Source organism: Alloalcanivorax sp. C16-2 (assembly GCF_046507615.1).
In the GTDB taxonomy this organism is placed as follows: domain Bacteria; phylum Pseudomonadota; class Gammaproteobacteria; order Pseudomonadales; family Alcanivoracaceae; genus Alloalcanivorax; species Alloalcanivorax marinus_A.
The window spans coordinates 1661462-1674140 of record NZ_JBKFTL010000001.1 but is presented as its reverse complement, the minus strand read 5'-3'; the positions used below and the strand labels follow the sequence as shown (position 1 = coordinate 1674140).

Genomic DNA, 12679 nt, shown 5'->3' with positions numbered 1-12679 from the left:
GCTCATGGTTCAAGTTCCCCCATCAAACCGCGGGGCCGGAAGATCAGGATCAGTACCAGCAGGATGAACGGCGTCATCGGCGCCAGGGTGGCCAGGGAAATACGGCCCAGCTCACCGTAGGGGTCCAGATTGGCCCCCATGGCATTGACCAGATCCGCCACCGAGGCGTCGATGGCCACGAAGAACGTCTGGATCAGGCCAATCAGCAGCGAGGCATAGAAGGCGCCCTGCAAGGAGCCCATGCCACCCACCACCACCACCACGAACACGATCGGGCCCAGGGTCGCCGCCATGCCCGGCTCGGTGGCCATGATCGGGCCGCCGATCACGCCGGCCAGGCCGGCCAGCGCGCAGCCGAACCCGAACACGCCCATGAACAGACGCGGCACGTTGTGACCCAGATGGCCGACCATCTCGCCGTGGGTCAGGGCGGCACGAATCATCAGGCCGACCCGGGTTTTCTTGAGCAGGTACCACAACGCCACGAACATCAGGATGGAAATCAGAATCACCACCCCGCGGAAAATGGAGTAATCGGTGCCGAACAGAGTGAACAGCGGCTCGCGCATGTATTCCGGTTCGCGGTAGGCGACCGCCACGGTACCCCATACCATCTGCACCAGTTCGTCGATCACGTAGGCCAGGCCGAAGGTGAAAAGCAGCTCGGCCACGTGGCCGTTGGCGTGCACCCGACGCAGGCCGAAACGCTCCACCAGCGCGCCGAGACCGCCCACCAGCAACGGCGCCAGAATCAGCGCCGGCCAGAAGCCGGTGTGCATACCCAGGGTATAAGCGAAATAGGCGCCCAGCATGTAGAAGCTGGCGTGGGCGAAGTTAAGCACGCCCATCATCGAGAAGATCAGGGTCAGACCGCTGGACAGCATGAACAGCAACAGGCCGTACAAGATGCCGTTCAGGGTCGAGAAAATCACTATTTCGAGCATGACAAGGCTCCCGGGGCAGTGGCCATGGCCACTGCCCCTACTGCACGATCACGAAGGGATGCCGGACCGTCTTACTTGGGACGGCGCATGCGGCAGGTGGTAGGCAGGGTGACGTCTTCACGTTCGATCCGGGCTACCTTGTGGAAGTTGTAATCGGTGCCTTCGGCGCCGTACTTCATGTCGTCCTTCATCACGGACATGAACATCGGCAGCTGGATCTGGTGATCCTCGGCGCGCATTACCACTTCACCATTGGTGGTTTCCAGAGTCAGACCTTCCATCGCCTTGGCGACCTTGACCGGATCAGTGGAGCCGGCCTTGTCGGCGGCTTTCTTGAACATGTCGAGCATGGTGCTCAAGCGCAGGTAGTAGAAGTCCCAGCCGGTTTCCTTGTACATCTCGACCTGGCGCTTGGCCATCTCCGGATCCTCGAAGTCACCGTAGTACTCGTTGATCTGATAGATGCGGTCCACGCCCTTGTCGCCGAGCTGGGTGACCACGCCGGAGCTGGCGCCGTAGTAAGTGTAGAAGGGCGCGTCCAGGCCGAATTCGGCGGCGGCCTTGACCAGCAGGGTGATGTCCTGACCCCAGTTACCGGAGATCACCGCGTCGGCGCCGGAAGACTGGATCTTGGACACGTAGGGAGTGAAGTCCTTCACCTTGGCGAGCGGGTGGAAGTCGTTACCGACGATCTCGATATCGGGGCGTTTTTCCTTGAGCATTTCGCGGGCGGCCTTGGACACCGCGTGGCCGAAGCTGTAATCCTGGTTGATCAGGTACACCTTCTTGATGTCCTTGTTTTCCGCGATGTAGGTGGTCAGCGCGTTCATCTTCATGTCCGCGTTGGCGTCGAAGCGGAAATGCCAGAAGGAACAACGCTCATTGGTGAACGAGGGGTCCACCGCCGCGTAGTTCAGATACAGCACTTCCTTGCCCGGATTGCGCTGGTTGTGCTTCTCCACCGCGCCGATCAGCGCGGACGCCACCGAGGAGCCGTTGCCCTGGGTAACGTACTGGATGCCGCTGTCGATGGCTTTCTGCAACTGCACCAGGCTTTCCTGCGGGTTTACCTTGTTGTCCAGACCCACGATTTCCAGTTGCTTGCCGGCGATACCGCCGTTGGCGTTGATGCGCTTGGCTTCGAACTTGAGGTGTTCCAGTGCCGGCTGGCCGGCGCCGGCCATGGGGCCGGTGAGGGGATCGATCAGGGCAAGTTTCACGGTCTCGGCGGCGCCGGCGGTACCGACCAGCAACAGCGAGGCAGTGATAAAGGTGAAAAGGGATTTCAGCATGACGCTCTCCACGATTGTTGTTGTTCTGCCGCCGCCTGGCGTCTCGCTAGGCGAACCGGCATTTCACTTTGGCGTCCATCCGCGATGGATACGCGACAACTTTTTTTGTTTACTTTTTCTGTATGTTTTCCATTCCGGACCTCAGGCCCGGGCTGCGTTGCTTCCGGTATTTTTATGGGGCGCGCTTTTTTGTTTTTTTATGCGCGCTCGCAAAGCGATGTTAATCCATGCCGCCGCCTGAAACGTTCTCGCTCGCGGGGCGGTGCCGTGAACATACTTGGTAGTATGTGCGCACGAAAATAAATCTGTCCAGCGCCAATTTTTATCCTCTTTCCAGGACACCCTTAGGTCAACAATGCAGGCCTAAATAAGCCGCCAGCCCAAGGATGACGCTGTTTTCAGCATGAACCCAACAATCTCCGCCGGCAATGTTCGATTGCGACGGGCAACGGGGCGATCGCGCCAGCGCGCCGCGTGCCCCGGAAGAGCCCGCAACGGCGGCGTTTTCGCTACCAGGAGCGGTTGAGCCGGCACCGCGCCCGCGAAGCGGGCGGGTTTCACACGGCGGGAAAAAAATGGCGCTTTGTTGCCACTTTTCTTATTTTTTTCCTTGCCCTGTTACCTCAAGTAACACCGGTGGCAAAAAGTTCCCATCGCGCCTTGACCCCCTCCCCCGCCGTCGGTATGAATTGCTCACCAACGATTTCAAAACAACCGTTCAAAATAAAAACACCGGCCCGGCATCGTCCGTGGCCGAGCGAGGGAGAGACACATGTTGAATGGGCTGATGATGGACGCGCCGTTGTCCTTGATGGACGTTCTTGATTATGGCGCCCAGGTCCATCCCAAGGCGGAGATTGTCTCCGCCACCGTGGAAGGCGGCGAGCACCGGCAGACCTACCGCCAGACCCGGCGCCGCGTGGCGCGGCTGGCCCACGCTCTGGTGGCCCAAGGGGTGAAACCCGGCGACCGGGTAGCCACCATCGCCTGGAACGGCTACCGCCACATGGAGCTGTACTACGCCATCGCCGGCATTGGCGCGGTGTGCCATACCATCAACCCGCGCCTGCCGGCGGATCAGATGGCCTACATCGTCAACCACGCCGACGACACCCTGATTTTCTTCGATACCACCTTCACACCGCTGATCACCGGCCTGCGCGACCAGTTCCCCGCCCACACCCGCTATGTGGCCATGACCGACCGCGCGCACATGCCCGACGGCGACGACCTGCTGTGCTACGAGGAGCTGCTGGAAGGCCAGCCGGAGAGCTACGACTGGCCGGAGCTGGATGAGAACACCGCCTGCGCGCTGTGCTATACCTCCGGCACCACCGGCAATCCCAAGGGCGCGCTCTATTCACACCGCTCCTGCCTGCTGCAGGCGCTGTTCGCCCTGGCCGGCTCCAATGGCGTGTTCCGGGTTGGCGACCGCATTCTGCCGGTGGTGCCCATGTTCCACGTCAACGCCTGGGGCCTGCCCTACGCGGCGCCGCTTACCGGCTGCTCGCTGATCATGCCCGGCCCGGCGCTGGACGGCGCCAGCCTGTTCGACCTGATGGACCGGGAGAACGTCTCCGGCGCCTGGGGCGTACCCACGGTGTGGATGGGGCTGCTTACCGAGATGAAGGAACGGGGTCGCAAGCCCGGCGACCTGCGCCAGGTTCTGATCGGCGGCTCGGCACCACCGCGCAGCATGCTGCGCGCCTTCGAGCAGGATTACGGCATCGAAGCCATGCAGGGTTGGGGCATGACGGAAATGAACCCCACCGGCAGCATGGGCATCCTGGTGGAGGGCGAGGACCAACTGCCCCTGGAGGAGCGCCTGGACATCAAAAGCAGCGCCGGGCGCCGCCTGTTCGGCGTGCGCATGAAACTGGTGGACGACGAGGGCCACGAAGTGGCGCAGGACGGTGAAGCCGTGGGCGAGCTGTACGTAAAGGGCCCCACCGTGATCAAAGCGTACTTCAATAACGAGGAGGCCAACGCCAAGGCGTTCGACAAGGACGGCTGGTTCGCCACCGGCGACATGGCGTCGCTGGACGAGGACGGTACCCTGCACATCGTCGACCGCGCCAAGGACCTGATCAAATCCGGCGGCGAATGGATCAGCTCCATCGACCTGGAGAACCTGGCCGCCGCCCATCCGGATGTGGCCGAGTGCGCGGTGATCGGCGTGCCCCATCCGAAGTGGGATGAGCGCCCCCTGCTGATCGTGGTGCCACGCCCCGGCGCCGCCCAGGACAAGCAGGCGCTGCTCGATCATATGGGTGAAAGCATCGCCAAGTGGCAACTGCCGGACGACGTGCTGTTCGTCGAGGAGTTACCGCACACCGCCACCGGGAAGGTATCCAAGCGGCATTTGCGCGATCGCTTCAGCGACCACCTGGCCGCCGCCGGCTGAACACCACCTGGAGGAACAGGATGAACGATTTCAAGGAGCACACGGTCACCGCCAACGGCCTGGAATTCTTCGTGCGCGCCGCCGGCGATCCCGCCAATCCCACGGTGATCATGTTGCATGGCTTCCCGGAATGCGGCTATTCCTGGCGCTACCAGATGCCCTACCTGGCCGACCGGGGCTTCCATGTACTGGCGCCGGACCTGCGCGGTTACGGACGCAGCGCCGCCCCCAAGCCGGCATCGGCATACCGCCAGGACATCCTGGTGGCCGATGTGATGGGCATTCTGGATGCCTTCGGCGTGGACCAGGCCCGGGTGGTGGGCCACGACTGGGGCTGCGCCCTGGCCTGGCAGGTGGCCCGGCAGGAGCCCGAGCGGGTGCTGGCCGTGGCCGGCCTGTCGGTGCCCTACCCGGGCATCGGCCCCAAGGCGCCCACCGAACAAATGCGCGCCGCCTTTGGCGATCGTTTCTTCTACCAGCTGTATTTCCAGCAGCCGGAGGTGCCGGAGCGGGAACTGGAGGCGGACGTGCGCGACTTTCTCAAGCGCATGTACCACGCCATTTCCGGCCCCGGCATGAAGGAGAAGTACCGGGTCAAGGGCGCCGCCACCGGCATGCTCGATATCCTGCAGTCGCCCACCGGCCCGCAGCCGGACTGGATGACGGAAGCGGATCTGGACGTCTATGAAGACAGCTTTCGGCGCAGCGGACTGACCGGACCGATCAACTGGTACCGGGCCATGGACGCTTCCTGGGAGCAGCAGAAAGCGGACGGTCGCGAACGCATCCACCCGCCGGCGTTTTTCCTGGCCGGCAAGGAAGACCCGGTGATCCAGTTCGCCGGCCGCGCCCTCAAACGCATGCCGGAACTAATGGACAACCTCACCGACATCGTGCTGCTCGACGATGTCGGCCACTGGGTGCAGATGGAAGCCGCCGATACCGTCAACGACCACCTGGGCCGCTTTCTGAGCTAGCGGATGCGTCGCATTTCGATGCGGCGGTTACGCTCGCGCCCGTCCTCGGTGGCGTTGCTGTCCACCGGGCGGGTGTCGCCATGGCCCCTGGCCTGGAGGCGGCCCGGGTCGACGCCCAGATCGATCAGAAAATCCCGCACCGAAGCGGCGCGCCGCTCCGAGAGACGCTGGTTGTAACCGGCGTCGCCGGTGGAGTCGGTATGCCCGGCAATCTCGATTTCACTGTTGGGGTAAGCACCCAGCCGTTCGGCGACCTCGCGCAGAACGGTCTTGGCGTTGGGCGTCAGACGCGCGGAATCGAATTCGAAGTTGACGCCATGCAGCACCTCCGGCGGCGCCATCGGCACCGGCTTCACCACCACCCGTTCGCGTTCGATGATGCGGGTCTCGGTGCGCAGATCTCCACCGCCGAACAGCGGGAAGGTCAGCCCCACCAGGGCGCGCAGGTCGTTGAACGGCTCGTTGCCGCTGCCATCGTCGGAAAAATCCATCACGTAGCGCAGCTCCATACGCAGGCCCATGGCGCCCCATACGTCGCGGAAGTGCAGGCCGGCGCCGGCATTCAGGAAGCCGTTGGTGTCGGTGCCCCGGTTGGAATCGGTATAAACGCCGCCGCCGCCCAGCAGCACATAGGGTGACGGCCCCTCGCGATACCTATAACGCAACGCGTCCACGCCCAGGCCATATTGCCAGTGCTGGCCGCCGGCACGGTCCCTTTGCAGGGCGTTGCCAAAGCCGTTCCATTCCAGGTCCCAGTGCTCGCCGAGCTGCCGCCCCAGCCCGAAGCGCAGGCCGGTGCCATAATCAACGTCGTTGCGGTCCTGGTCCTCGAACACATAGATCCCCATGGCCGAAGCGTTCCAGCCGCGCGGATCGGCCTGCTCGCCGGCGGCGAGGGCCGGCGTGGCGGCCAGCAAGGCGGAGGCCATCAGGACGCTCCTGGTGATGATGTGCATGCCGTTCCCCTGTTGCGGTCACGGCGGCAATCATGACCAAGTTCACGACCCGCCACTGTGGAAAAAGTGTAAACCCGGTGGCCTTTTTTGCCCGCCGCCGTAACCGGTAGACTCGGGCCTGATCCGGACAGGAGCGCCCCATCGATTTCCTTCACGATTCCCTGCCCCTGAGCATCGCCGTGTTCCTCGCCTGCGTGGCGATCGTCGCCACCGCCGGCGTCAGAATCACCGCCGTGGTGGACGAGCTGGCCGACCGTACCCGGGTGGGCGAGGCCCTGGCGGGCGCCGTGCTGCTGGGCGCCACCACGTCCCTGTCCGGCAGCGTGCTGTCGGTGACCGCCGCCCTCAAGGGCAACGCGGATCTGGCGCTCAGCAACGCCCTGGGCGGCATCGCGGTGCAGACTGCTTTTCTCGCCGTGGCGGATCTGTTCTACCGGCGCGCCAATCTGGAACACGCCGCCGCCTCCGCCGCCAACCTGATGCAGGGCGCCTTGCTGGTAACCCTGATGGCGGTGATCCTGGTGGGCGCCTTCGCGCCGCCGGTGACCCTGTTCGGCATCCACCCGGCCACGCCGGTGCTGCTGGCGACCTATGCGTATGGTCTGCGCTTGATCCAGAGCACCCGGGACCAGCCCATGTGGCAGCCGGCGCGCACCCGGGAAACCCGCGAGGACGTACCCGAGGAGGACAATCTGCGGCGTTCCCTGCGAACCCTGTTGATTGCCTTTCTCGGCCTGGGCGCGCTGCTCGGCGCCACCGGTTGGGCGCTGGAGAACGCCGCCACCGCCATCGCCGAACAAACCGGTCTGGCGCAGACCACCATGGGCCTGCTGCTCACCGCCACCGTGACATCCCTGCCGGAGCTGGTCACCTCGGTGGCCGCCGTGCGGCGAGGCGCTCTGACCCTGGCGGTGGGCGGCATCATCGGCGGCAACGCCTTCGATACCCTGTTCACCGCCGCCTCCGACATCGCCTACCGGGACGGTTCGATCTACGCCGAGATGGGCGACGATCTGCTGGTGTGGGTGTCGTTGTCGATCCTGATGACCGGCGCCTTGCTGATGGGGTTGATCCGGCGTGAGGAGCAGGGGCCCGGTGGTATTGGTTTTGAGAGCGTGGCGGTGTTGTTGCTGTATGGGTTGGGCATTTTGCTGGTGGTGCATGGCGGCTGATCGCGGTGTTCGTTCTTCAAGCCCACGTCTCGTCGTAGTTCCCCTTCCGGGAACGCCGTGCACCCGTCCCTGGGGGCTCCCGGTCAAACATCCTGTTTGACAGGGTCCCGGAAGGGGAACTACGACGAGACGCTCCGAGGTAGCGTCATGAGCGACTGCGTAGACGGGTAACGGGTAGGAGCGACTTTAGTCGCGATTATTGAAAGTGGCGACGAAGGGTAAAGGTGGCACCCGGTTTTTACCCGGCTTTTATGATTCGCTGATGTACGGCGGTTTATAGTACCTGTTCCGCCACCCGTCACGCTCTGACGGCAGCCCACAGGAGAGCGGTTTGAACGATCACCAGAACCGACCCGAGCAGGACGAGGAAAGCAGCCCCTGGGAAGACGCCGTTGAGCGGGAACGCCGGGAGGCGGCCGTTGGGGCCGACGACGGCCAGGGCGACGAGGACGAGCAGGAAAAATACCTGCCCTCCCGGGCGGCGGCGGTTCATGAACGGCTGCGCGTGGCCGGCGAGAAGGAGCTGGAGCGCGACGCCATGGCGTTGCTGTGGTCGGCGATCGCCGCCGGCATCTCCATGAGCGCCTCGTTGATGGCCCGGGGTCTGCTGGACGCCCATCTGCCGGACAACAACGCCGGTTTTCTGATTGGCGGCATGGGCTACACCCTGGGGTTTCTGATCGTGATCCTGGCCCGCCAGCAACTGTTCACCGAGAATACCGTGACCGCGGTGCTGCCGTTCATGAGCCACCCCACGCTGGGCAAGCTGTGGTGCCTGATGCGCCTGTGGGGCGTGGTGCTGGCCGGCAACGTGGTCGGCGCCGGCATCGCCGCCTTTACCTTTCTGCATTTGCCCATGTTCTCGCCGGAGGTGGGCAGCGCCTTCCTGGACCTGGGCCACAAGGTGCTGGAGAACAGCCCCTTCGAGATGTTCTCCAAGAGCATCATCGCCGGCTGGGTGATCGCCACCATGGTGTGGGTGATGCCCTCGGCGGACCAGGCCAAGGCCTGGGTGATCCTGATCATGACCTATGTGGTGGCGATCGGTGAGTTCCCGCACATCATCGTCGGCGCCAGCGAGATTCTTTATCTGGTGTTCGCCGGAGAGGCCAGTTGGGCGGACTTCGTGCTGCGCTTCGGGTTGCCCACCCTGGCCGGCAATATCATCGGCGGCACCTTTATTTTCGCCTTGATCAGCCACGCCCAGATTCGCAACGACATGGACATCCAGCGCCAGGGCCGACGCGGCGCCTGGGGCTTCGCCCGCAAGCGTCCGGGCCGCGATCAATAACTGACGGTGATCACCAACTGGTCGGCATAGACGCCGGGCACCGCCCCGGGTTGCGCCGGCATCAGCCCATAGAGAGTGTGGGTGGTCGCCGGGCCGTCGCCGCTTACAGCCACGGACACACCACCACCGTCCCCCACCACCTGGCCGTGGGCGGGGTCCGCGTAGACGTTGTAGAACAGGCGCCGCTCACCGGCCAGCAGGTAGCGCTCGGCGTAGTCACCGTGGCCGGGACTTACCGTCAGGGTATAACCGCCCGCCTCCGGGCAATCCACGTTCACCGAAGCGGTGGCGGTGGCCGCCTGGCCGGCGAGCGGATCGATGGTGCCGAACCGCAGCCCGGTGGAGGTCACCGAACAGGCCAGGGCCGGGGCGGCGGCGAGCGCCAGTAGCGCGGTCAGGGTGGCTCGGGGTCGGAATGGCAAGGTATCGCTCCCAGATCCAGGGGGTAATCGGCGTCCGCCGGGGCGGTTACCGTGAAATCGCAGGCGCCGCCGTCCCAGCGGGCCGTGCCGGACAGGCCACCGGCCTGATCCAGCGGCGCGTACACCAGCCCGCCGTGGCCCACCACCAGGCGGCGGCGGTTGTTGAGCTCGGCGCTCGCCCCGGCGGGCACCGCGCGGCCGTCGGTCCGGGTCAGACGCACGCTCACCGGCCGGTCGCGCCGCACCGGGAAGGACACCGTCAAGGCCTGGCGCTGGCCAGTGACCACCGGTTGCCGGTCGCTGGCCAACCGCGCATCAAGGGGCAGATCCTCCGGCGCCAGCCGCAGGCTGTTTTGCTGATAAGGCAACAAGCCGGCCACCACCAATTTGCCCTTTGCGCCGGTGCGGCCCATCAGATGGTTGTCACGGTAAACCCGCACGTCGGAGGCGCCGGCGTCCACCACCGCCACGCCGCCGGGCCGCGAACGGCTGGCGAACAGGCCGGCCCGGTTGGCGATCAGGGCGCCGCTCAGTTCCCCGTAGCCGCTGCTTTGCTCGCCCAGCCGGCGGCCATACAGCCGTAGCCGCGCATAGCGGTTCTGGGCAGTCACGTCACCCTCGCGCAGGGTTTGCTCGCGCACCGTGCCCACCCGGGCCCGGTAGCCGGTGCCCGGGCCGGCGGGCGGGTTGCGCTGCCAGGACAGTGTGCGATCCTCCAGATCCGCGCCACCGGCAGCGGCGGTGGCGTGGCCGCGCCAGCCCAGCGGCAGGGTGAAAGCCAGGGTATAAAGGCGGTCCCCGGACGGAGAGCGGGGCTGGAACACCGACATCAACAACTGGCCGGCCCCCGCCAGCGACAGTGTCAGCCCGGCGCTGTCGAAGACCTGGTCGTCGCGGTCGTCGTGGTAACGGCGCTCGACGCGTCCCAGCGACAGCGATACGCCGCGCCCCAACACCAACCCCAGATTCGACTGGCGCTGCAGCGCCGGAGCCTCACCGGGCAGTGGGTAGCCCAGCGATACGAATTGTTGCCCGGCACGCCATTGCCGCCAGCCCAGCGACAGCCAGCGACCGCGCCGGGAGAAGCCGATCACCGAGGCTTCGCCGCCACCCTCCGGGCCGTCGCTGGCGGCGCCGCCCAGTTCCAGCACCCCCAGCCGCCCGAGCCGCAGCCGCGCCTCGGCGGCGCCCAGGTCGAGGGTATCGAAATGTTCACCGCGTACCCCCAGGGTCAGCCAGTCACGCACGCCGTGGCGGGCGGTGAGCGCGGCGAAGGGGTCGCGGTCGTAGGCGGCGTCGGCCGATAACGGATCGCGCCGCTGGTAACCGTACTCCAGGGACCAGTCCGATAATCCCCGGGCCAACAATGCCGGGTCGGAGTAGAACGGCTGCACGATGGTCAGTGGCTGGCCGCTGCCGTCGCGCACCACCGCGCGCAGGTTGCCGGCGCCGGTGTAGGCGGGCAAATCGTCGATGCGGAACGGACCCGGTGGAATCTCGCGGCGCTCGTTGAGCATCTGGTCGGTCCAGATTTCCAGCACCGAGGGTACCCGCGCGCTGCCCTCCAGGGACAGGTAGGGCTGGGTGGCGAACGACGGCGCCAGGCCATAATCGGTGCCGATGCGCACGCCGCCATAGCGCACCGGCTGGCCAAGCACCGCCGGGTCGGATACCGCATCGCCCAGGGACACCGACAGCAGCCGATCCGGCTGATTCCAGACACAGCGACTGCCCAGGCGCAACGTGGTGTCGGCCCAGGATTGGTACGCGTGGCGGCTTTCGCAGAACGCATCGCCCCAGCCCAGCGCCGCGTCCACCGTGCCGCTGCGCCAGCGGCGTTCGCCGTCGCCTCCCTCGGTAATCGAATAGTCGAGCATGACCGATGGCTCAACCGGCGCCGACAGCGGTGCCGGGCGGGTGTGCCCGGCATTCAGGTGGTGGGTGACGAAATAGCCCGGCGGTACCGTCATGGTCAGGCTTTGCGCGAGCACATCCACGGTGAACCGAGCCCCGGCCAGCCCGCTCAGGGTATACCCCTCCGGGCCCGGCACCGGCAGGCGCGCCGGGTCCAGCCCCAGGGCGCGCACGCCGTCGTCGTCGAGATGGAAATGCCCGGCGCGAAACCGCACCAGCACCGGATCACCCGGGGGCTGGCCGTTGAGGGCCACGGTCAGCAGCAGTTCCGGATTGGGCGGCGTCGGCAGGGCCGACAAGCCACGGCGCTGAAAATGCGCTTGCTCGGCGTCGTGATCGATCAACAGGCGCAGATCCGGCAACGACGACAGCGGATAGAACACCTCGCCCTGGTAGTGGAATACCTCGGTCCCCTTCGGCGGCACGGGCAAACCAAGCTCGATCAGATCCAGGCGTCGCACCGCCAGCCCTCGGTCACCATCGAGCACCAGGGCGTGGTAGCGGGTCAGGTAATGATCCACGCTGCTGCGGTACCAGTGCTCCCCGGGTTGCGCCGCCACGTGCGTGGACCACAGCAACGCCACTACGACGAGCCAGATCGGGAGCCGGCCATCGCCCATCGGTCAGGGGCTGGCCAAGCGCCGGGAAACCATGCGTCCCTTCTCCTGATAATGGACCGTGAGCCCCTCCCCCAGGTCCGAGGGCTCCAGCGGCAGCACCCATTCCCGGGTCTCGCCGATCAAGACGTATTGAGCGCCGGCGCCCAGCGACCGCGCCGGACCGTCGCCGGCGGACACCGTCAGCGAAGGCAGCCGCAGATACCGGTTGCCGGTATTGGTGATCCGCAGGCGCGGCTCGCCGCCGTCGCGGATCACACGCCATTCCGACTGCTTCCGGGGGGCGGGCGCCAGCAAGAACAATGGCACGTCCATGGTCACGGTGGTGCCCACCGCCAGGCCGGCACCCGCCGAACGTTCGGCGATTTCCTGAAAACGGACCCGATAGGCCAACTCCCGGTCCCGGTCCGCGCCGCGCCGGGCGATGCGTACCAACTGCTGCTGGCCCGGCGCCAGGGTCACCAGCGGCGGTACCACCAGCAGGTCCGGGGCGTCCTCAAGCTGGCGACCACCGGCCTCCCGTTGCCAGCGCCAGGCTCGAATCTGCACGGTGAGCGGCGCATCGCGCAGGTTATGAATCCGATAGACCGCCATCGCGCGATCGTGGGGCAGCGCCTGCAGGATCGGCGTCACTCGCATGCCGCCGGCCCACGCCACCATCGGCGCCAGCCAAAACGACAAAACCAGCAA

Annotated in this window: 11 protein-coding genes; 5 read left to right on the top strand and 6 right to left on the bottom strand. The window is 65.7% G+C overall.

Features of this window, described 5'->3' with window-relative positions; translation table 11 throughout:
* Window positions 1-2 precede the first annotated feature (2 nt).
* Both ACLD02_RS07865 and ACLD02_RS07860 read right to left on the bottom strand, forming a co-directional pair.
* Window positions 3-944, bottom strand: a complete 942-nt coding sequence (locus ACLD02_RS07865; RefSeq protein ID WP_203100555.1) for a branched-chain amino acid ABC transporter permease — start codon at window positions 942-944, stop codon at window positions 3-5.
* A gap of 71 nt (window positions 945-1015) precedes the next feature.
* Window positions 1016-2236: a branched-chain amino acid ABC transporter substrate-binding protein gene (locus ACLD02_RS07860; protein ID WP_410298381.1), complete on the bottom strand. Its 1221-nt coding sequence runs from the start codon at window positions 2234-2236 to the stop codon at window positions 1016-1018.
* On the opposite strand from ACLD02_RS07860, the gene ACLD02_RS07855 reads away from it, so the two are divergent.
* The 3 genes from ACLD02_RS07855 (at window position 2235) to ACLD02_RS07845 (ending at window position 5617) form a co-directional block, all read left to right on the top strand.
* Window positions 2235-2477: a hypothetical protein gene (locus ACLD02_RS07855; protein WP_410298379.1), complete on the top strand. Its 243-nt coding sequence runs from the start codon at window positions 2235-2237 to the stop codon at window positions 2475-2477. The genes ACLD02_RS07860 and ACLD02_RS07855 overlap by 2 nt on opposite strands.
* A gap of 531 nt (window positions 2478-3008) precedes the next feature.
* On the top strand, window positions 3009-4640 hold the full coding sequence (locus ACLD02_RS07850) for a long-chain-fatty-acid--CoA ligase (RefSeq protein WP_238400800.1): 1632 nt from the start codon (window positions 3009-3011) through the stop codon (window positions 4638-4640).
* A 20-nt stretch (window positions 4641-4660) separates the two neighbouring features.
* Window positions 4661-5617: an alpha/beta fold hydrolase gene (locus tag ACLD02_RS07845; protein WP_203100549.1), complete on the top strand. Its 957-nt coding sequence runs from the start codon at window positions 4661-4663 to the stop codon at window positions 5615-5617.
* Here the strand turns inward: ACLD02_RS07845 and ACLD02_RS07840 are convergent.
* Window positions 5614-6573 (bottom strand): OmpA family protein, encoded by a 960-nt coding sequence (locus ACLD02_RS07840; RefSeq protein WP_410298377.1) that lies wholly within the window; start codon window positions 6571-6573, stop codon window positions 5614-5616. The genes ACLD02_RS07845 and ACLD02_RS07840 overlap by 4 nt on opposite strands.
* A gap of 179 nt (window positions 6574-6752) precedes the next feature.
* Between ACLD02_RS07840 and ACLD02_RS07835 the strand changes: the two genes are divergently transcribed.
* Complete coding sequence (locus ACLD02_RS07835; RefSeq protein ID WP_410298375.1) at window positions 6753-7745, top strand: sodium:calcium antiporter; 993 nt, start codon at window positions 6753-6755, stop codon at window positions 7743-7745.
* 331 nt (window positions 7746-8076) lie between these two features.
* Entirely contained in the window at window positions 8077-9036 is a 960-nt protein-coding gene (locus ACLD02_RS07830; protein WP_410298374.1) for a formate/nitrite transporter family protein, read from the top strand.
* Here the strand turns inward: ACLD02_RS07830 and ACLD02_RS07825 are convergent.
* Genes ACLD02_RS07825 through ACLD02_RS07815 form a run of 3 tightly spaced genes read right to left on the bottom strand, consistent with a single transcriptional unit; the run spans window position 9030 to window position 12649 of the window.
* Window positions 9030-9458 carry a spore coat protein U domain-containing protein gene (locus ACLD02_RS07825; protein ID WP_410298373.1) on the bottom strand — a complete coding sequence of 143 codons (429 nt, stop codon included), beginning with the start codon at window positions 9456-9458 and terminating at the stop codon, window positions 9030-9032. The genes ACLD02_RS07830 and ACLD02_RS07825 overlap by 7 nt on opposite strands.
* Window positions 9431-11950: a fimbria/pilus outer membrane usher protein gene (locus ACLD02_RS07820; protein ID WP_410298372.1), complete on the bottom strand. Its 2520-nt coding sequence runs from the start codon at window positions 11948-11950 to the stop codon at window positions 9431-9433. The genes ACLD02_RS07825 and ACLD02_RS07820 overlap by 28 nt, the downstream gene beginning before the upstream one ends.
* 45 nt (window positions 11951-11995) lie before the next feature.
* A complete protein-coding gene (locus ACLD02_RS07815; protein WP_410298371.1) occupies window positions 11996-12649 on the bottom strand; it encodes a molecular chaperone in 654 nt (217 codons plus the stop codon).
* Window positions 12650-12679 lie beyond the last annotated feature (30 nt).